Here is a 19,126-nt window from a genome sequence, read left to right on the forward strand (position 1 = left end):
CTGCATACAGCAGCGCAGGAGGCGCCCGCGCTGTCAGCGAAGCAAGCCCGGCTCAGGGTGGCGACTGCTGCTCGCGCCGCTCGGGCGGGCGGCCCGCAGGGTCGTTCGCTTCCCATCAGCGGGTGGACAGCGACACCCACGACTGCTGAGACCAGCTCCTGGTGATCAGCTCGGCCCAGCCGTAGCGCTGAGGGGCGATGCCGTTGAAAGGGCTGCCAGGGGAACCCTGCCGCGGACGACCCAGACTCCGAGTGTTGGGGCGTCACAACTATCACCGTGGGGGCGCTCACTCTGGGAATGACGCTGGGCACTGACGAGATAAACCAGTTGTAGGGGTCACATCCGACGCTCGTACTCATGGTGGGCCTGCAGCGAGCCCAGACCGCCATCAACGAGCGCGCGGATCTCCATCTTCAGCTTGGCAAGTGAGCGGGCAGGCGTCGGCTCGGCAGGCAGGACGGGCATGCGCCGATTCTATGGGCGGGGGCTGACAATGGCGTCGACCGCGTTCAGGGCGAGATGCCAGGGATAGCCCTCCGATCGGCGCTCTCCGGGCTGATTCGGCACAAAGCCGCCGTCGCCGTACAGCACGGTCACCCCCATGTCGCGTAGCTCGGCGACGCTCCGCTCGAACGCCCGGTGCTGCACGTAGGCAGCGTTCACGCACGGCATCACCACTGTCGGGATCCGCTTCCCGATGCCCTCCGCGACGACGCCCACGACGAACCGGTCGGTGAGCCCGAGCGCCCAGTGATTCATCGTGTTGAACGTGGCCGGCGCGAACAGAATCACGTCCGCCTTCGGCCACGCGTCTGGCTCTCCCGGCAGCTTGTACTTTGACCGCACCGAGTGCCCGCTCAGCTCCTCCAGAGCGGACAGGTCGGCCTCCAGCCACCGGGCGGCGGTCGGCGTCAACCCCAGGCACACGTCCCACCCCCTGCCCTGCCCGGCCTTGATGACCTCGGCGACCTCGAGGACCGGGGGAGCTGCAGAGCCGAACAGATACAGAGTCGTCATAGGCCCATCCGACCACATGCAACCGCCCCCAAACCGTGGGGTATCGGGGGCCGATGCGGGCGTCGGCGCAAACACGCGCAGGTACCGTTTCAGATGACGAGTCAGGAAGGGAGACCGGTATGCCCAGACTGGACGACGACCACACAGGTATCCGCATCAGGGAGCAGCGGAAGCTCGCCCGCCTCACGCAAAAGCAGTTGGCGGACCGGCTCCCGTACTCCTACAGCCTCCTCAACCAGGTCGAGTGCGGTGCGAAGCCCGCCAACTTGGACTTCGTGGCTGCCGTTGCCCAGGCCCTGCGGGTCGACGTCACCGTACTGACGGGACAGCCCTACGTGACCGAGCTGCAGCAGGACCGCCTCGCCGGACTCGTCCGCCCCATCAGAGAGGCACTCGACCTGTACGACCTGGGGGCCGACGACGCTATCCCTGAGAAACCGGCCGCCCAACTGGTGGCCAGCGCCGAGCACCTGTGCGCCCAGGTCCGGGCCACCCACCTTCGCAATGCGGCCAGGCTGCTCCCGGTGACGATCGCGGACCTGACGGCCGCGGCCTGGCGGGCGCAGTCGACGGAGCTGTGGCAGGCCCTGGCCTCCACATACCGGACGGCCCACGACATCGCGGTGAAGCTCGGCTACTACGACCTCTCGAGCGTCGCCCTGGACCGAATGGACTGGGCGGCACACCGGGCGTCGAACCCATGCCTGGCTGCGATCCGCCAGTACATGCGGGCCCTCGTCTACTTCCGGGAGGGCGAGTACACGATCGGGCAGCGGCTCGTCGCAACCGGCCACGGCATCCTCGGTGGCGCCGAGCAAACCCGCGAGGCCGTCGCAGTCACCGGACAGCTGCACCTCGGGGCGTCCGTCATCGCCGCCCGGGCCGCGGACCAGACCGCCGTCGATACCCACATCGCCGAGGCGAAGCGGTGCGCCGACCAAACCGGCGACGCCTCCGAAATCCACTGGCTGTCCTTCGGCCCGACAAACGTGGACTTGCACCGCATGTCAGCGGCGGTGGAGTTGCGGCAATACGACGACGCGCTCACCCAGGCCCGGCAGATCACCTTGCCCGCATCCCTGGCGACCTCGAGGCGCGCACACTTCCTCATCGACCGGGCTCGGTCTGAAATGGAGACCGGCCGAACCGACGCGGCCCTCGGGACGATCGTCGAGGCCCGGCATGCGGCACCTGAGCAGACCCGATACCACCCGGGCGCCCGCGAGACCATCAAGGGCCTGGTCCACATCTCACGCCGCACCCCGGATTCCCTCGGCCACATGGCCGCCTGGATCGGGTTGTGATTGCACGCTCACGCTCTAACCTGCCGACGCTCACGAATCTGTGAGCGTTAGGCCCTTCCTCAAGCGTCACGCTGGTCTCGTACCTGATCAATGACGAGCCGGGGACGCCGCCATGACCGTGAGGGACTTACCGCCAGTCAGCGAGTTGACCGAGCAGCAACAGCGCGGCTGGGTGTGCGTTTGGTGCAGCATGGCGCTCCACACCGGCACGGCGCAGGACCTCGGCGAGCAGCGGCACAAGCCGGCAGAGGGCTGCGCGTACTCCTGGTTCCCGCGGGCCTGCCCCGACATGGCGGCCTGCGCTGAGCGAGAGGTCGGCCAATGACCAGGTGCGTGGGCGATGGCTACAGCCACGATTTCCCGGTCGAGGACTTGGTGCAGGCGTACTGCCCGACGCACGGGGTGCGGCTCGTCTGGAAGGCCGAGGACACCGTCGCCGAGCCTCCGCCGCCAACGGTCAGCTCAGGAGGTACGTGACATGCGCCCGTAGCGCTTCCGCTACCCGCAGCTCGACACATAGCGATCCGCCCCCACGGCGCCTGCCCCTAAGGGCTGAGGGCCGGGGCGGTGACGCGTGCACCACTCTCACGCGTGGCGGCGTGTGGTTATGGCGCTCGGGCGTAAGGGTGACGGTTGCGCGCTCCGCCCTGTCCGGGGCGTGGGAGCGTGCAGCCCGCTGTGGCTTCTGGGGCACCCCATCCAGCTCCCGGAAGCCACAGCACCAGAACCACGCGCAAGGCAATGACCCACGATCGGACCGTCCAGTTCGCGGACGTGATTATCTCGCCACGGCGCACGGTCCTCCGGCGGAGTGGCGTCACGACACTGCCCCGCGGGCCCAGCGGCGGCGCAGGCACCTGTTCAGTGACGACTTCTCCAACGAGTTCTCGCCCGCTGCCCCGGGCACCGAATGCCCCCTCAAGCGCTTCCCGGACCTTGACTCGCAGGCGTTCCGCGTCCCGCGCCGACATAGCGGCGGCGCCTGGGCCCCCGGCGCTCTGGCGGCGGTCAGTGATTTCCGAACTCATTGACACTGATCATTGGGTACTGCCGCACGGTGGGAGTTGAATCCGACGTCGGCGATCACGGCGGAGGTGTCGAGTGCCTCAACCGTTGGGGAACGACACCTTCGTCAGCTCTTCGGAGACGTGCCAAATGCGCCGGGCGTCCGCGGCGCTGCGAAGGCGGGAGTAGAGCTTTTGTTCACCAGGAGGACCGCCCAGGTGACCGAGTCCGCTAGGGACGTAGAGGCGGGCGCCCTGGGCGTGGGCAGCCGTCGCGGCATGGAGGGCCGGCAGCTTCGCGGTCTCGACGGTCCCGAGGAGGATGCCGTGGGCGGAAAGGGCGCTGATGAGCTTCCTGCCCGCGGTTTCTTTGTCGCGGCCGACCTCGGGACGCGCGGCGAGCAGATTCGTCGGAGCGACCCCAGGGTGGGAGAGGTTGCTGGTGATGCCCCAGCCGCCGACCCTACTGCGACGGTCGAGCTCGAGGCCGAAAAGCCCGAACGCGATCTTCGATTGGCTGTACGCCTTCATTCCGTCGTAGGTGCGCTCCCAGTTCAGATCCTGCCAGTTGATGGCGTTCCGGTTCGCCGCAACGCTGATCTGCGAGGTAACGCGTGCCTGGCCGGCGCGTAGCAGTGGCAGCAGCTGAGCCACCAGTGCGAAGTGGCCGAGGTGGTTGGTAGCAAACTGAAGCTCGAATCCGTCGGCGGTCGTCTTCCGGTCGGGTGGGGTCATGACGCCGGCGTTGTTGATGAGGATATGGATCGGGCTCCCCTGCGTTTGCAGGGTCTCGCCGAAGGCCGCGACGGAGGCGAGCGAGGAGAGGTCGAGGGTGTGAAGCGCCACGTTCGCGAGGGGGGTCGACCGGCGGATTGTGGCGATCGCGGCCTGGCCCTTGCGTGGATTTCGAACAGGCAGGAGCACTTCGGCCCCGGCCGCGGCGAGCCTGGTGGCGAGGCCGAGCCCGATGCCGTCGCTTGCTCCGGTGACGACGGCGCGCTTACCGGACAGGTCGGGGACGGTGATGTCAATGGGCCTGCGTGGCATGTGTTCACTCCTGGAAGCGGTGTCGTTGCTTCCACCGTCGCGGAAGACGGCGGCGTTATGCAGGGCTGCTCGATCCACTGATAGGGGAGGCCACCTTCCGGCCTGAGCCGTGTCGGGATGTGGGAGCCCGAGCAGCGTCCACCGAAGGATCACCGGAGGACCGTCGCCTGCCCTTGCAGCAACACGCTCGCCATGGGGGGATCGACAGGGCGTGGATAGGTAGATCCGCGCACGGTAGGAATGAGGCAGCGCCGAAGGAGGCATGCATGGTGATCGACCGGAGCGGACTGGCGGAGTTTCTCCGGCGCCGTCGGGAGTCGTTGCAGCCGGAAGACGTCGGTCTCCCCCGTGGTCGGCGCCGCAGGACAAGCGGGCTGCGGCGGGAGGAGGTGGCCGCTCTCTGCCACATGTCGACCGACTACTACGCGCGGCTCGAGCGGGAGCGTGGACCCCAGCCGTCGGAGCAGATGATCGCCTCCATCGCGCAGGGACTCCATCTCTCCCTCGATGAGCGTGACCACGTGTTCCGGCTCGCCGGACATAACCCACCCGCGCCTGGTGAGGGCAGCGAGCACATCAGCCCCGGCCTGCTGCGAATCTTCGACCGCCTGTACGACACTCCCGCGGAGATCGTCACCGAGCTCGGCGAGACGCTGCGGCAGACCCCGCTGGGCGTTGCGCTCACCGGCGATCTCACCGTCTACAGGGGCCCGGCCCGCAGCCTCGGCTACCGATGGTTCACCGACCCCACCACGCGACAGCTCTATGCCCCCGCTGAGCACCCGTTCCTCACCCGCATGTTCGCCTCGGGCCTGCGAGGGGTGGTCACACTGCGCGGTCCCGGTTCCCGGGCGGCGCACCTCGCCGATCTGCTTCTCACTCAAAGCGAAGAGTTCCGGGAGGTGTGGAAGGACCATGAGATCGGCATTCGTCCCAACGAGGTGAAGCACTTCACCCACCCCGAGCTCGGCGCACTGGAACTGACCTGCCAGACACTGCTCGACCCGAGCCAGTCGCACCACCTGCTCGTTTACACCGCCAATCCCGGCAGTAACAGCCACGAAAAGCTGCAGCTGCTGTCCGTCATAGGAGGGACGCAGGCGCTCCGCTGAGCCCGAGTTGAGACCAGCGAGTCGCCGCGCCGCATCACGTCCTGGGACCGCCCCTGCAGGTGCGGGGAGCTCGGTCGTGGAGAAGAGCTACCTCGGCTTGGTGAGATGCCTCGTGCAATGGTTCTGGCTCAACTTCCGTGAACCGCACACGTTAGGTGACGACTGGCACCTGCAACGCCTCGGGGAGGATGCGGTCGCGTTCCGGATCAGGTGCTGTACCGCAAGAACATCCTGCTCGCTGAGGACGTAATCGCCCTTGATGGAGAATGGCAGCGGCTACCCGGGGATTCGCGGCATGCTCGCATGCGAACGGTGCGTAATCGATTAGGGCCGGAGCTGCTGCAATGGAGCACCACCGGGGGGCGGTGGGCGCCGTGCCCCCAGGTAGTGGTGCCAAAAGTCGATGCCGACTTCCCCTTCGGGCGCGGCGACGCGTCCGTCGACGAAACTCCCTTGGTCGTGGTGTCCCCATTCCGGCCTGCTCCAGGACGAGCCCTCCGATCAGGTCGCGTATCCAGTCAGCTGCGGGCAGCTGTTGCCGTCCTGTTGCGGTGGCTATGCGTCGCGCCGCGACTCTTCGGGAGTGTAACGGTGGGGCTGGTGCCGGACACATACAGGTTGGAGGCCAGATGGATACGACGATCGAGGAACAGTTCACCACCGAATACCGGTGCCGCCAATACTCTGAGTCCCGTCCACACTATCTGGGAGAGTTATGACAAGTAGGTTCACCGAGTTGACCGTTGACTGCCGCGATCCGGAGATACTTGCGACCTTCTGGTGCGAGGTCCTGGACTTCAAGGTGGTCGACCGGAGCGAGGGCAAGGTCGAGATCGGCTCCTGGGTGCCGACCATTGAGGATGTTCGGGCCCGCCAGATGCCGCCCACCCTGCTGTTCATTGAAGTACCCGAGGGCAAGACCGTGAAGAACCGGCTTCACCTCGACATCAGCCCGATCGACGGCGGCACCGAGGACGAGGTGACCAGATTGCTCGGCCTCGGCGCCACCAGGACAGATGTGGGCCAAGGCTCAGACCGAAACTGGGTGGTCATGGCAGACCCGGAGGGCAACGAGTTCTGCGTCCTTCGCACCCTGGCACCGCAGAACTAGGCCGCGAGCGGCACCCAACCCGTCACTCACCCCAAGCATTGTCTTTTCCGAGAAGACCTCAATAACCCTCCACGCACCTCCCCAAGACTGTGCCAGAAGCCAGATTTGGCAACGCTTGTTTGGTGTGTCGGCGTCAGTCGATGGCCGACGGAGGTTGCCATGCCTGTGATGGCTACATGGGCGTTGTCTTTCAGCGTCGGGCCGCTGCATGCGGGGGGGGCGGGAGAGACGGGTTGGCCGCAGCGCCCTCTGCGGTGCGAGGGTCGGCGAGGAGGGCCTCCATGGCTTCCGGTGACAGGCTCGGGTTGGCGGCAATTGCTGCGCGAGCCGAAGGACGGCAGCGTGGCCTCCACCCGTTCCGGGTCCAGCTCCCAGCTCCTATCCTGCGCGGATTCACGGACTGCGGGGTCTGGATCGTCGAGCAGCCCCGCCCGCTGCGTCGGGGTGAGCAACTGCCACCTCCAGGTGGCCCATATCCGGAGGTCGGGGTGCTCGCGGCTGGCCATGGAGCGGTAGAAGGACGGCGGGATCTGCCGGGACGAGTCGAGCTCCCTGATGATCTCGTTCTCGGTGAGAATGCTCCTCGCCTCCTGGGGTGCCTTCGTCTGCCGCGACGTGCTCGGGCATGAGGTCGGCGACGGCCGTACGGATGGCGCCGCGACTGACGTCGTGCTCGCGGGCCAGGCTGGCGATCGACTGGCCACCCAGGTACGCGGCGCGTACGCCGTCGGTCTGCTCGTCCTTGACGGCTGGGCGGCGCCCGCCCTCGCCGACGAAGCGTGGGAGGGGTTCCTCGGCCACTTCGAACGCCGCCGACTGGCCCTGGGCGACTGCGGCCGCGCATACGGAACCAGCTGCATCCACGAGCACAGCTGCCTGCGATGCGGCCTCCTGCGGCCCGATCCCGACCAGCGCCCCTGCATCGAAGACATCGGCGAGAACCTGCGCAACCGCATCGCCGAAGCCGAACGAGAGGGATGGATCGGCGAAGTCGAAGGGCTCAAGGTCAGCCGCGCCGGCGCCATGCAGAAACTCGCCCAGCTCCACGAGCGGACCCGCCGGACCACCACCGTCAAGCTCGGCATACCCGCCTTTCGCGACATCGTCAGCCGCACCATCACGGCCGACATGGACTCCCCATGACGCCCGCCGACGACCAGTTGCGCCGACGCTTGCGGGCACACGTACACAGGCTGCAAAGCTCGACCGCCGCCGAACGCATCACCGCACATCGGCGGTGGCTGCAACGTTCCGGCTTCCCAGACCTGTCAGGGTTGCGTCACGCCGTTCAAGGGGGTCCGCCGTGCCGATACCTTGCGATGGCAGATCCGCCAGCCATCACGAGTGCGGACGGCGACGTCGTCATAGGACACGGAACCGCAGGAGCCGTCGGCCTTGACACCGAGGCCCTTGGACCGAATCCGTACCTGGCCCCGTGCAGACTCGGTGATGACGATGTTGGTCACGTGATGCGCAACGGGGTTGGCGGTCCCCAGTGCCAGAGCCGCTTCCCGGAAGGCTGCAACTCCGACGAGGCGGCCTTGGCCGAAGTCGGCCAGGTCGTACACGACATCCGCAGTGAACAGCTCCTCCAACCGCTCAAGGCTTCCATCGTCGACAAGGTGGCCGTGCAACGAGACCAGTTCGGAGATCGCCAGACGGTCTTCGGGAGCGAGCGCCACGTACATGTCCTCTCCGGCCCGACAGCCGAAGAGCCCGAGCCGTGCCGTTGGTCAAACATCAGGGTGGCACCACTCCAGCTGCTCACTGCGACGAGCCCAGGGGCATCGGACAGCATCGGCGGCGCTGTCGTGATCGTCTCCCATCACCGCACGGCCCGCTACCGTTTTGCACACACGGCTGGAGACACACACATGCGAGGTACATCAAAGGTGCTGATAGTGCTCAGATCGCCCCGGTCTTGTTCCGCAGCCGCACAACCTCGCCCTCAAGAAGCGTCCAGACTTCGATCAGGTCCTCCGGTTCCCAGTCCTGCCGCACTCATGCCTCCGCGCCTCAACCAACTGGATCTCCACATCGTGGCGACCACCGGTCCCAATCGAACGGAAAGCGCAGAACCACACCCCAGCCCCAGCACGTTCTGCTACATGCCGAGTGGCGGCAGTGATACGAGAACACGGCTTATTCGCGTATCAGGGGGCACTGTCCGTTGGCAGGGCGACGTGCCAGGTGCCTCGGATCAGGTCGAGCGTCGCGGTGTAGTCGACGTGCACGGGCGGTTTTTGGCCGAGGCGCCACCGCTGTGGCAAGGCAGACAGGTGGATGGTCACCGAAGTTCCTGACGTGGCCCCGGCGAGTCCGATCCAGTGCGGGCTTTCGCAGATCAGCTGGCCCATCGTCGCGATGTCCGGTTCGGGGATCATCGCTGATGAGGTTCCACCGGCGCTGATGAGGGCCGAGCCCGCCAGCAGGGTCAGCAGACGGCTCAGGACCGATGCGGGCATAGTCGAATCCGTTGATTCGACGGCCAAATAGCAGTCGTCATGCCCGGAGTACCAGAAGCGCGAGCCCGTGATGCGGGGCAGAACTGGCTCGTCAAGGTCAGCCGTTCCAATGGTCAGCGCGATCTCGTCAAGCTGGGCCGGGGTCGGCACTGTCGGCACGTCGACCAGAGACAGCTCGTAGGGCGACCAGCTGCCGTCCAGGAACCGAGGCAGGCTGTTGCGGTGCATCACCAGGATCTCCTCCCCGAGTCCTGGGGTGGCAGAGGCCCATGACCCGACCCGGTGAACGGCGAAGTCGATCCCCCTTTCCGCTGCGATCAACGACGGCTGCCACTCCTGGAAGTCTTCGTGCAGGAAGCTGTTAGTCGCAAGGTCCACGACGAGGACTGTGTCGTTCGCCGAGCGCAAGAGCACATCGATCATCTCGCTTGCTTGGGCCGCCGAAGCGCTGATGTGCCATGACTCGCCCGACTCACGAACGCTGAAACTCAGCGGGAACGGCAAGCGATTCATCCCGACGCTGTTGACGTTGAAGGCCCCATTGCGCTCGACCTTGATCACTACCGCATCCCCCTATGAACTCGCACGCCACCGTGACCTGCGCAGATCATCATCTATCGTCCGCCAGGACAGGCCTCGTCGAGGGCAGCGAGGCTAGAGCGTGCCTCTTCAGACGACCGGGGCGTCTGCCCGGTCGGCAGGGCGTGCACGGAAGAGCCCCGGCTGGTCGGGGGAAGCCAGCCGGGGCAGTAGGGGGTGTGGGTGCGGAGGGCGGGCGCCTCTCGGCGGAGGGCTCCACGGTGCCCCAGCCGATCAACTCCTATTTCAGGGGCGCAGCGGGCGGAGCTCGCATGGAGGGATGTGGTTAGCGGTGGTGCTTGCGGCCCCAGGTCTCGGTGTCCACGGTGTGGCCGCGGGCGTCGCGCAGGGTCGCAGTGTCGGAGTTGTTGTCCCAGACGTAGGCGCGGCGGTCCTGGAAGAGGTCGGTGCGGGTGTCGCGGCCGACGCCGGTGTGGATGCGGACCGTGGCACGCCCTGCGAGGCGTACGTTGTCGAAGCGGTAGCGGTGGCCGTCCTCGTCGCGCAGGGACCAGCCGTCCAGGTTGACCGCGCGGCGGGTCTGGTTGGTGATCTCGACCCACTCGGTGTTCAGGGACCGGTTGCTGCGGTTGTCGCGACCGGGGCTGTCGGCCTGCACGTCACTGATGACGACGCGGGGGGCGGGGCGGTGGCGGTCGCTGTCCTGGGCGGAAGCCGGCAGCGCGATGGCTGAGACAACGGCGCCGGCCGCGAGGACGGTAGCGGCAGCGCGGCGGGCGGTCGAAGAAGCAGACATAGGTGATGTCCCCTCAATCACAGTGCCCTGGGCCTGGTCACAGGCTCAAAGGGCGGTACGGGTCCCCGACCCGTTGCGGGCCGGGAACACACACTGTGTGGCTTCCTCCCGGGGGGCGGGAGAACAACTCGACCCCGGTAACCGAGTGTGGACATTTCCGTAACTGTCGTATGCATCAGACAATTAACCGAGATCAGCATGACCCCGACATTCGTTGCCCACTGCACCCACCCCTCAGGTGATCGATGGCAACCGCTTGCGCACCCCGGCGCAGGACCGGGCCACCCGCGGGCGTACAGCCGAACAGGGCGGCCCCAGTCAGGTAACAGAGCCCCTGCATCACTTTTCGAACACACAGTCCGGGTATCGCACATGAAAACGGGCCGAAGCAGGCTTCGTGCTCTCCGCTGGTTCGGCAACCCTGCGGACTCTTCAGCAGCGGTAGCCCTCCCCGAATGCTTGCCTCATTCCCCGGGCCACTGACCGGTCGAAGAACGACTTCGCGAAGGGCTCTTCACGGTTGTCGATGATCACGTCGGCGAACCTGAGAGTCCACTCCCCCACCGGGTGCCCCTCGAGCGCTTCACGGACCGCCGCCCGCAACAGCTCCTGATCTCGCACCGACATGCCGGGGCAGCTGGCGAGAACGTCATCGGAGAAGTCATCGGGCACACATCGTGGATTCACTGTCATATCCACTCCAACGACTGCCAGCCGCCCCGGACGCGCCGACCCCCTGGGACGGCCCACCTTCAAGTCGCGGACAGGCCGCTCGGCGCCGGTCGCAGGGCTTGGATAGCCACCAGATGGATCTCGCCGGGCGGTAGCAAGCGCCGACAGGACCAAGCGCGGGCCGAGCAGTCGAAGAGCCCCAGCGCTCCAGCGACAGTGCGCTGCTGCACCACGGGAACTGCACGTTGTACAAGAACGACTTCGGCTACATCAACCGCGAGGAAGTAGCCATCTCGCTCGCCGAGCCCGACATCGAGGTCTGCCCGATCTGCAACCCTCAGGTCGGCCTGCAGTGAGGCGGCCGGTCTGGGGGGGATGTCATCCGGTGGAGGGCTGCGCTCCCTCGCCGAAGGCGGGCACGTCGGCCACGGTCGTGTCCTGGCGTAGCCGGACGTAGCGGACTGAGTGGGGCCAGACTCCTGCGTCCTGGGCGGTGTCGGCGCTGATCTCGGCGATCTGGTCGGGGACGACGAGGATCGGCGTCAGGGGTTCGCGGCTGCGCCATGAGGCGGTGAACCGCACGCCGGTCCAGGGGTGGCTGGGCCACCCGGGGTGAGATGGTCGGCGAGTTTGTCGGCGGCGTCCGGTTTCCCGTTGAGGGAGTCGTGGTTGACACGGAGCTCATCGCCCCTGCCTCCTTGTCCTGTTCCCCCGCTGGTTCCGGTATCGGCGGGGTACTGGTTGAGCTGCATCTGCGCCGAATGCCGTTCGGCCGCTTGGGCCTTCAGCTGTTCCCACTCGTCCCACGCCATATGTTTTTGTCCCCCGACAGTCCGTGCGGCGGGTCCCGCCGCACCGGGTTCCGTTATCCATCCGGCCCAATCCGATGCAGCGGGATATCGGCTCGGACGTCGCAATCGACCTCACCACCATGCGCACGCACAGCACACTGCCGACGCCCGCTTCATCCACTGCCAGCCTCCAGCGGAGAAGTGCAGCTGAGCCCGTGCCCCGGCCCTCCTGCGCCCGCCCGGGATCCAACGGACGGGAGGCTCAACCTTCAGGTTGTGATCGCTCTACTGCCCGACCTCTTCGAACTCGACTGTGGTGTCGGGGCACTCCTTCGCAAGCTTGAGCAAGGCGCCTCGTTCGTTCTGGTCGGCGCTCAGCTTCCATCGCAGCTTGGTGGCGGTCCAGTCGGCAGCGTAGGTACAGCGGGCACTCGGGGCCGGGGGCAGCCACTGGTCGGGGTCCTTGTCGCTCTTGGAGCGGTTGCTCTTCGCCGTGACGGCGACCAGGGACCGCTGCGAGCCGAGATCGTTGGCGTAGGCCTGTCGGCGCTCGGGGGTCCAGCCGTAGGCGCCGCTGTCCCAGGCTTCGGCGAGCGGGACCATGTGGTCGATGTCCAGCTTCCGGGCGTCAGTGACCTTCACCTTGTCGTAGTACGACATCCACGTGCCTCCGGTGAGCGCGCAGCGCTCGCCCTGCTTGGGCTTGGTGGTGGCTTCCTCGAGGAGGACCTCGGCCCGGGTCTCGCAGCCGTCGCGGTCCTCGTCGATCCAGTGTCTGAAGCTGTCCCGCTCGTATCCGTCGCGCTTCTCCGTATCGTCCGGGAGTGCGTCGATGGCATCGGGAAGGCTGAGACTGCCGGCGCCAGGGGCAGGGCCACCAGGTGCCGGTGAGACTGCCGACGCGGTAGAACTGGACGTGCCGCCAGCCGGCTTGTCATCCGCTTGCTGCGGGTTACAGGCAGTCAGAGCAGCTGCGATAGCCACCGCAATGAGAGGGGCGAGACAGCGCGATTTCACCGGGGGCACTCCAAAAAGGGAAGGCAGGGTTGCGGGCTCATCGTCCCAGACCATCACCACTGGTGACAGACGGTCATGTGTGCTGCTCATAGCTAAATCGAGCTTTGCCCGGAGACTTTCCGCACAGTCGATAGCGGGATGGACTCCAGCACGTAGGCCCGGGACGTTGACGTGGTGGCATCGCCACCGACCACTGCGTGCGCGCGACCGCGCTGGACAACTTCTGCCAGGCCGGCGTCGCCGTCCAGGATGAGCCCTTTTCATGTAGGCGACGCCAGTGCAGTTACTTCCGCCCCGGCGCGGCTCCAGCAGGCGCGGTCGGCGAATACGCGAGGCGATCGGGCGCGCAACCCATCCGGACTGACAGGACGGGCGCTACCTCGCACCGAGGATGCTGAGTAGCTCTACACCCACTGCGACCGAGTGCGTCAATAACTCCGTGGGTCAGGGCTGCTTCCGCCACACTGGGGACTGGTTCGAGGTCATCGACCAGAAGGCGGACGGGCACTTGACCCTCGTTGTCTGGCGCAGCATCTACCCCGAGAGCCAGGCGGCCGTTCGGCAAGGAACTATCTGGAACACCGCTGGCTTCCAGACGTATCGATGCCAGAACAAGAACGTCACCGGGAAGTGGATCCTCGAGTTCCGGGTCTGCGCTGGCAAGTGGAGCAACGGGCATGTCATTGACAGCACCTGCAGCGCATGGATGACAACCAAATCCTGAAACCAGGATGAGGGCACCAGCCAATTGCGCTTGATGACGGCTGTGCAGTCCGAGCGGCAGTCACGCTGCGACCTGCGCCCTTCCCACGGTGGTTGCCACCTCTACGCCCCAAGGGGCATAGAGGCTCGGTTGACGATGTGTTGCACGAACGGTCACCTTCTCCGGGGCGCCTCGACTCCACGGTCGGCCTTCGCTTGGATCCGCGCGACCTCCACTTGTTGGCGAGGACAGCGACGCGGGACAAGGGGAGTAGTTGCCGCCCGCAGGCCGGTGTTCGTCCCCCACCGCCGCCCCCGGGCCCGGCCAGGTCGTCAGCCCCGCGGCGGTGTGCCCGGACACCGGCCAGGCCCGTGCACTGCTGGACAAGCACGCCGGGCCGTACGCGGGCCAGGAATCGACTGGGACCTGCATGAGTACCGCGATTCCGCCTTGACCCACCTCGGCGAGCAGGGCGCGTCGCTGCTGATGCTGATGGCAACGTCCCCGCGCAAGAAGTCGGAGAACGTCCGCCACCACTCCAAACTGCGCCCCGAGGCGATCGCCGAGCTGACTGCCCCCGGCGCCGGGCGGCACTGAGTACAACGTGTCGTGGCGGACGGGACGCGAGGCGGTGGGCTCGGTCTGGCCGGAGCAAAGGAAGAAACTGCCCTCGCGGCCGTCGGCCTTAAATCAGTACAAGCCAGTGATCGACGGGATCCTGCGGGCGGACCTGGACGCGCGGCGCAAGCAGCGGTGCACCGTCACGTGGATCTTCCACCGCCTGTTCGAAGGGTGCCCTGACCGGCCGTCGAGCGCTCCCACACCCTCCGGAAGCCGAGCGGACCGCTTCTCGCTCTCGTTGGCCCGTCTGGCCAACGAGAGCGCCCAAAGGAAGTGCTGGCCGGCGCGGTCGCCGGAAGCGGGTACCACCCCGGCGTCCGGTCAGCGGGTGGCGAGGAGTTCGAGCGTGTCGATCACGCGGTTCGAGAAGCCCCACTCGTTGTCGTACCAGGCGACCACCTTGACGTGGCGGCCGTCGACGCGGGTGAGGGCCGAGTCGAAGATCGCCGAGGCGGGACTGCCCGTGATGTCGGACGACACGAGCGGGTCGTCCGAGTACTCGAGAATGCCGGCGAGCGGTCCCTGCGCTGCGGCGCGGTAGGCCGCCAGCACGTCGTCGCGCGTCACGTCGCGGGCGACGGTCGTATTGAGTTCGACGATCGAGCCCACCGGAACCGGTACGCGGATCGAGTCGCCCGACAGCTTGCCGTCGAGGTGCGGCAGCACCAGGCCGATCGCCTTGGCGGCGCCGGTCGTGGTCGGCACGATGTTGACGCCTGCGGCTCGGGCGCGACGGGCGTCGCGGTGCGGACCGTCCTGCAGGTTCTGCTCCTGCGTGTAGGCGTGCACCGTCGTCATGAACCCGTGCTCGATTCCGGCGATTTTATCGAGGACCGCGGCCAGCGGCGCAAGCGCGTTGGTGGTGCAGGAGGCGTTCGAGACGATCACGTGCGTGGCCGGGTCGTAGGCGTCGGTGTTGACTCCGAACGCGAGCGTGACGTCGGCGCCGTCCGACGGCGCGCTGACGAGTACCTTTTTCGTGCCCGCATCGAGGTGGGCCTGGGCTGCCTTGGCTGAGGTGAAGCGGCCGGTGGCTTCCAGGACGATGTCGACGCCGAGTTCGGCCCACGGCAACTGCGCCGGTTCACGCTCGGCCAGCACCGTGATCCGACGGCCGTCAACGACGAGGGCGTCCCCGTCGACGGTCACCGGGCGCCCGAGCCGGCCAGCCGTGCTGTCGTAAGCAAGCAGCCGGGCGAGGGTGGCAGGCTCCGTCAGGTCGTTGACGGCCACGATTTCGAGGGTGCTGTCGCGCTCCAGCAGTGCGCGCAGCACATTGCGTCCGATGCGGCCGAAGCCATTGATGGCGATGCGAGTCATGAGTGATGTCCCTTCCCTTCCACACCAGGCTCGCTCGCGGCTCGCGCCGCTAACAGTGGCGGGATCGCCACGGTTCGAAAGGATCCCGCCAGGCGGTTCCGGGCGGGTTATTCGCCCCGGGTGAAGGTGCGCCGGTACTCGCTCGGTGTGGTGCCGAGGATGCGCTGGAAGTGCAGGCGCAGGTTCGCGCCGGTGCCGAGCCCGATGTCGGCGGCGATCTGTTCGACGCTGCGCTGCGAGCGCTCGAGCAGTTCGCGGGCCAAGTCGATGCGGGCGCGCATCACCCACTGCATCGGTGTGTAGCCGGTCTCCTCGACGAAGCGCCGGGAAAACGTGCGCGGCGAGACCCCCGCCTGCCGCGCCAGGATGTCCAGGGTGAGGGGCTCGCCGAGCCGGTGCAGCGCCCACTCACGGGTGGCGGCGAACCGCTCGCCGAGCGGCTCGGGGACGCTGCGCGGCACGTACTGGGCCTGGCCGCCGCTGCGGTAGGGGGCCGCAACCAGGCGCCGGGCCGCGTGGTTGGACGCGGCCACACCGAGATCGCTGCGCAGGATGTGCAGGCACAGGTCGATGCCGGAGGCGGCGCCGGCCGAAGTGAGCACGCTGCCCTCATCGACGAACAGCACGTCCTCGTCGACCTGGACGAGCGGATGCCTGGCCACGAGTACCCGCGTGTAGTGCCAGTGCGTCGTAGCGCGCCTGCCGTCGAGCAGGCCCGTGGCGGCGAGCGCGAAGGCGCCCGTCGAAATGGCGGCGAGCCGCGCGCCCCGTTCGTGGGCGGCGATCAGTGCCTCGACGACGGCCTGCGGCGGGTCGTCGCGGTCTGGGAACCGGTAGCCGGGGACGAAGACGATGTCGGCCCATGCAAGCGCATCGAGGCCGTGGGCGACGTGGTACGCGAGGCCATCGCCGCCGGTCACGAGACCGGGTGTCGCCCCGCACACCCGCACTTCGTACGGCATGCTCGCGCGGGTCGTGAACACCTGCGCAGGAATTCCGACATCGAGAGGCTTCGCACCCTCGAGCACAAGGACGGCGACGCGATGCGGGCGGGAGGCTGGCACAGGAAGAGGCTACGTGGGCGTGACTTCGATACGCCCCACTGTGCGGACCGGGCAGACAACACACCGGCCGGGCTGCCTTCCACTTTGCAAGTCCACCGCCCGCCCCACCCGTCGCCCACCTCCAGCCGATCTGACACCAAACACCCGCTCAAGAGGAACCTGCACCCTGCACGCTCTCTCGAGGACCCACTCAGCCATGTCGGGCTCAGTCGGCCGCTCACGGGCCGACTGAAGCTCTCAGTTACAGCGGATCCAGGACAGATCGACATGCAGCGGCACGCTCACGCAGCGGTACCCCGGTTCTGCGACGCAGGGGAGTGCTGAGCCTCGAGATCGGCCTCCAGGCCGTCGAGATAGTCTCCGTGGGCGTCGATCAGACGCTGGGCGGCAACCATGCCGGCCGAGCGGGCGCCGGTCGTGTCCTCGGAGATGAGGCGCTCCACGTACTTATTGAAGTCCAGCCCTCGGGCGGCTGCGGCATCCTTCCCGGCTGCCAGGAGGTCAGGGGCCAACCGGATCTGGGTCTGCTTCCTGTCGCTACTCATAACCACAAGGTAGCAGGGTGGTAGCAGGAGTGGCCCTCCACCGACGCTCGCAATAAGGCGACGAAAGTCCCCACCATGAGTGATCGCACCAACTGCTACACGTGGCCGACCATCACCACCAGCGCATGTAGCGAAAGCGCCCCGCCGCACCCGCAACGCGGACGCGGACGAAGCCAGTGCGCGGCGCCGCCTCTTTCAGTGGTTGGACGCGGTGGCAGCCGACGCAGGTGGCCGGCTCATGACCGGGTCTGCGCCTTGCGGTCACTCGCCGGCTCACCGGGGCGGACCGGCAGACCTGAAGGCCGCCCCCACGCGGGGGCTCGCAGCATGAGGAGCGCCGCAGCCACAGCGAAGTGGGTGAAGAACAAGCGCTCACGCCGCGTGGCAGAGCGCCGCAGAGGAGGCCGCAGTTGAGGTGCGGGCGACGGTCGCGCGCACAGGGCGAACTGCGGTTGCGGCCAGCGAGCGGTTCCGTGCGAAGACGACGAGGCGCAGGATCGCGAACCGAGCGACGCCGGCGACTGCGGAGGCGGACAGGTAAACGATCTGCTCAAGCACGGCACCCGGCTCCGCCGCCAGTTGCTGCAGGACAATCATCGCCGCGCAGGTCAGTGTGTACGCGGCCGCCGCTGATCCAGCTGACTGCACATGCTGGCGCCAGGTCGCGCGCCCGCCCGCGCCGAAGGTGAAGCGGGCGTGCAGTTCGGTGGCGAGGAGCGTGGAGACCACGGTTATCAGGGCGTTGGCCAGGCCCCAGGGAATCCAGGAGGCGAGGCCCGCCACGGCGAAGCTGGAGGCGAGCCCCAGTCCCCCGCCGCAGAGCACGAAGCGGGCGAAGGCTGCGTAGGCGGTGGGTGCCGTCTGCTGCTGCCTGTGCACTGTCTCCATAACCCGTCTCCCCCTTGATTGTCCATTCACGCGCTGCGCGCACCCCTTGCCCTGATGCCATAATGGCACACGCGTGGCGTCATTGCGAGCCATATATGGCACCTGCGGAGCCATCTGTGACGCCAATGAGTCATGGTCAGGCAGAAAGTCGCGAACATACAGGTCTGCGACTCGGAACAGCGAGATCGTCGAGCTCTCGGTTGTAGTTGCCGTTACGGCAGCTCCTACCGTCTTGACCAGGGCCGGAGGAACCGGCCGGGCGACACACAGATGCGGGAGTGGGATCGACTGGCCGATCTCGAAGCTGGCCCGAATGTCGGGCGTGACCGCCCGGACACTGCGCCACTACGACGAGATCGGTTTGCTGCCGCCGGCCCGTATCGGCGCAGGCGGTCACCGCTACTACGCGGAGCACCAGCTTCTACTTCTGCAACAGATCTTCGTGCTGCGGGCGCTGGGCGTCGGGCTGCCGGAGGTCGGCCGGATCCTATCCGAGCAGGTCGACGAGGTGATTGCCCTGCGGGGCCAACACCGGCAGCTGCTCACGGAACGCGACCGGCTCGATGACCTGGCCGGCACCGTCTCCCGCACGATCGCTGACCTGGAGCGATCCGGAAAGGACGGCAACCCCATGACCATCAACCGACCGGAGAACCTCTTCGAGGGCATCCAGTCCTCCCAGTACGCGGAGAACATGCACGAATTCCGGGAACTCGCCGAGAATGTCGCACGGCGCGCTGCCGCGACGAGTCAGGCCGACGGCTGGCGCCAGGCACGGTGAGCGCACCGCATAGATGATCCGGCTGGCTAAACTCATGGCCGCGGGCCATACGGCCGACGCCGTTCCCGTGCAGGCCGAGATCGATGCCCAAATGCGGGCGGACCCAGCTACGTGCCGTCTCCGCCGAGGAATACCGGGCCATTGGACACTCCTGAGTGGACAACGACACCTGGCGCACCGCCTACGAGGCGATCGCCCCGGGGCTCGCCGTGTACCAGCGCGACGCCATCGCCGCCTACGCCACCACCCGGCTGAAGGTCACAGCCGTGTTCACGGGCGATCCGCAGGGCCTGGCGGGTGACGCGGGGAGTGGGCAGCAGCATCCGGC

General features: G+C 67.2%; 18 protein-coding genes and 3 pseudogenes. 8 read left to right on the forward strand and 13 right to left on the reverse strand.

The annotated features are described in order from the left end of the window. Positions 1–336 precede the first annotated feature (336 nt). Together ACFWFI_RS26245 and ACFWFI_RS26250 are read right to left on the reverse strand one after the other, a co-directional pair. The gene (locus ACFWFI_RS26245) at positions 337–465 is read right to left on the reverse strand and encodes a hypothetical protein (RefSeq protein ID WP_387394649.1); all 129 of its coding nucleotides are present in this window, start codon (positions 463–465) and stop codon (positions 337–339) included. A gap of 9 nt (positions 466–474) precedes the next feature. Beyond that, positions 475–1,017, reverse strand: a complete 543-nt coding sequence (locus ACFWFI_RS26250) for a flavoprotein (protein WP_387394651.1) — start codon at positions 1,015–1,017, stop codon at positions 475–477. 119 nt (positions 1,018–1,136) lie between these two features. On the opposite strand from ACFWFI_RS26250, the gene ACFWFI_RS26255 reads away from it, so the two are divergent. Together ACFWFI_RS26255 and ACFWFI_RS26260 are read left to right on the forward strand one after the other, a co-directional pair. Beyond that, positions 1,137–2,321 carry a helix-turn-helix domain-containing protein gene (locus ACFWFI_RS26255; protein ID WP_387394653.1) on the forward strand — a complete coding sequence of 395 codons (1,185 nt, stop codon included), beginning with the start codon at positions 1,137–1,139 and terminating at the stop codon, positions 2,319–2,321. A gap of 190 nt (positions 2,322–2,511) precedes the next feature. After that, positions 2,512–2,646 (forward strand): hypothetical protein, encoded by a 135-nt coding sequence (locus ACFWFI_RS26260; RefSeq protein WP_387394655.1) that lies wholly within the window; start codon positions 2,512–2,514, stop codon positions 2,644–2,646. A 781-nt stretch (positions 2,647–3,427) separates the two neighbouring features. Here ACFWFI_RS26260 and ACFWFI_RS26265 read toward each other — a convergent pair. Continuing rightward, on the reverse strand, positions 3,428–4,372 hold the full coding sequence (locus ACFWFI_RS26265) for an SDR family oxidoreductase (protein WP_387394657.1): 945 nt from the start codon (positions 4,370–4,372) through the stop codon (positions 3,428–3,430). Between the two features lie 266 nt (positions 4,373–4,638). Between ACFWFI_RS26265 and ACFWFI_RS26270 the strand changes: the two genes are divergently transcribed. The 3 genes from ACFWFI_RS26270 to ACFWFI_RS26280 all read left to right on the forward strand — a co-directional run bounded on the left by ACFWFI_RS26270 (position 4,639) and on the right by ACFWFI_RS26280 (position 7,738). After that, positions 4,639–5,484, forward strand: coding sequence for a helix-turn-helix transcriptional regulator (locus ACFWFI_RS26270; RefSeq protein ID WP_387394659.1), 846 nt, complete (start codon positions 4,639–4,641; stop codon positions 5,482–5,484). Positions 5,485–6,199: 715 nt separating this feature from the next. Further along, the gene (locus ACFWFI_RS26275) at positions 6,200–6,595 is read left to right on the forward strand and encodes a VOC family protein (protein WP_387394661.1); all 396 of its coding nucleotides are present in this window, start codon (positions 6,200–6,202) and stop codon (positions 6,593–6,595) included. 555 nt (positions 6,596–7,150) lie between these two features. After that, on the forward strand, positions 7,151–7,738 hold the full coding sequence (locus tag ACFWFI_RS26280) for a hypothetical protein (RefSeq protein WP_387394663.1): 588 nt from the start codon (positions 7,151–7,153) through the stop codon (positions 7,736–7,738). Positions 7,739–7,863: 125 nt separating this feature from the next. Here ACFWFI_RS26280 and ACFWFI_RS26285 read toward each other — a convergent pair whose 3' ends face one another. The 4 genes from ACFWFI_RS26285 to ACFWFI_RS26300 all read right to left on the reverse strand — a co-directional run bounded on the left by ACFWFI_RS26285 (position 7,864) and on the right by ACFWFI_RS26300 (position 11,089). Beyond that, positions 7,864–8,283, reverse strand: coding sequence for a nuclear transport factor 2 family protein (locus ACFWFI_RS26285; RefSeq protein WP_387394665.1), 420 nt, complete (start codon positions 8,281–8,283; stop codon positions 7,864–7,866). A 465-nt stretch (positions 8,284–8,748) separates the two neighbouring features. Beyond that, complete coding sequence (locus tag ACFWFI_RS26290) at positions 8,749–9,621, reverse strand: hypothetical protein (RefSeq protein WP_387394667.1); 873 nt, start codon at positions 9,619–9,621, stop codon at positions 8,749–8,751. A gap of 304 nt (positions 9,622–9,925) precedes the next feature. After that, entirely contained in the window at positions 9,926–10,396 is a 471-nt protein-coding gene (locus ACFWFI_RS26295; protein WP_387394669.1) for a lamin tail domain-containing protein, read from the reverse strand. A gap of 432 nt (positions 10,397–10,828) precedes the next feature. Further along, the gene (locus tag ACFWFI_RS26300; protein ID WP_387394671.1) at positions 10,829–11,089 is read right to left on the reverse strand and encodes a hypothetical protein; all 261 of its coding nucleotides are present in this window, start codon (positions 11,087–11,089) and stop codon (positions 10,829–10,831) included. A 185-nt stretch (positions 11,090–11,274) separates the two neighbouring features. Between ACFWFI_RS26300 and ACFWFI_RS26305 the strand changes: the two are divergent. Further along, positions 11,275–11,424 (forward strand): annotated as a pseudogene (locus tag ACFWFI_RS26305) (DUF6233 domain-containing protein); the annotation flags it as partial. Positions 11,425–11,446: 22 nt separating this feature from the next. Here ACFWFI_RS26305 and ACFWFI_RS26310 read toward each other — a convergent pair. Beyond that, positions 11,447–11,650 (reverse strand): hypothetical protein, encoded by a 204-nt coding sequence (locus tag ACFWFI_RS26310; protein WP_387394673.1) that lies wholly within the window; start codon positions 11,648–11,650, stop codon positions 11,447–11,449. 494 nt (positions 11,651–12,144) lie between these two features. Continuing rightward, the gene (locus tag ACFWFI_RS26315) at positions 12,145–12,843 is read right to left on the reverse strand and encodes an HNH endonuclease family protein (RefSeq protein WP_387394675.1); all 699 of its coding nucleotides are present in this window, start codon (positions 12,841–12,843) and stop codon (positions 12,145–12,147) included. Between the two features lie 1,018 nt (positions 12,844–13,861). On the opposite strand from ACFWFI_RS26315, the pseudogene ACFWFI_RS26320 reads away from it, so the two are divergent. After that, positions 13,862–14,176 (forward strand): annotated as a pseudogene (locus tag ACFWFI_RS26320) (site-specific integrase); the annotation flags it as partial. A gap of 345 nt (positions 14,177–14,521) precedes the next feature. Here the strand turns inward: ACFWFI_RS26320 and gap are convergent. The 4 genes from gap to ACFWFI_RS26340 form a co-directional block, all read right to left on the reverse strand. After that, entirely contained in the window at positions 14,522–15,520 is a 999-nt protein-coding gene (gap, locus tag ACFWFI_RS26325; protein ID WP_387394677.1) for a type I glyceraldehyde-3-phosphate dehydrogenase, read from the reverse strand. A gap of 107 nt (positions 15,521–15,627) precedes the next feature. Next, entirely contained in the window at positions 15,628–16,584 is a 957-nt protein-coding gene (locus ACFWFI_RS26330; protein WP_387394679.1) for a GlxA family transcriptional regulator, read from the reverse strand. Positions 16,585–16,865: 281 nt separating this feature from the next. Then, positions 16,866–17,129, reverse strand: a complete 264-nt coding sequence (locus ACFWFI_RS26335; protein WP_387394681.1) for a hypothetical protein — start codon at positions 17,127–17,129, stop codon at positions 16,866–16,868. A gap of 372 nt (positions 17,130–17,501) precedes the next feature. After that, positions 17,502–18,017 carry a GtrA domain-containing protein gene (locus ACFWFI_RS26340; protein WP_387394683.1) on the reverse strand — a complete coding sequence of 172 codons (516 nt, stop codon included), beginning with the start codon at positions 18,015–18,017 and terminating at the stop codon, positions 17,502–17,504. 283 nt (positions 18,018–18,300) lie between these two features. On the opposite strand from ACFWFI_RS26340, the pseudogene ACFWFI_RS26345 reads away from it, so the two are divergent. Then, positions 18,301–19,052 (forward strand): annotated as a pseudogene (locus ACFWFI_RS26345) (MerR family transcriptional regulator); the annotation flags it as partial. Positions 19,053–19,126: the final 74 nt, after the last annotated feature.

The sequence above is a fragment of the Streptomyces sp. NPDC060209 genome (assembly GCF_042728155.1).
In the GTDB taxonomy this organism is placed as follows: domain Bacteria; phylum Actinomycetota; class Actinomycetes; order Streptomycetales; family Streptomycetaceae; genus Streptomyces.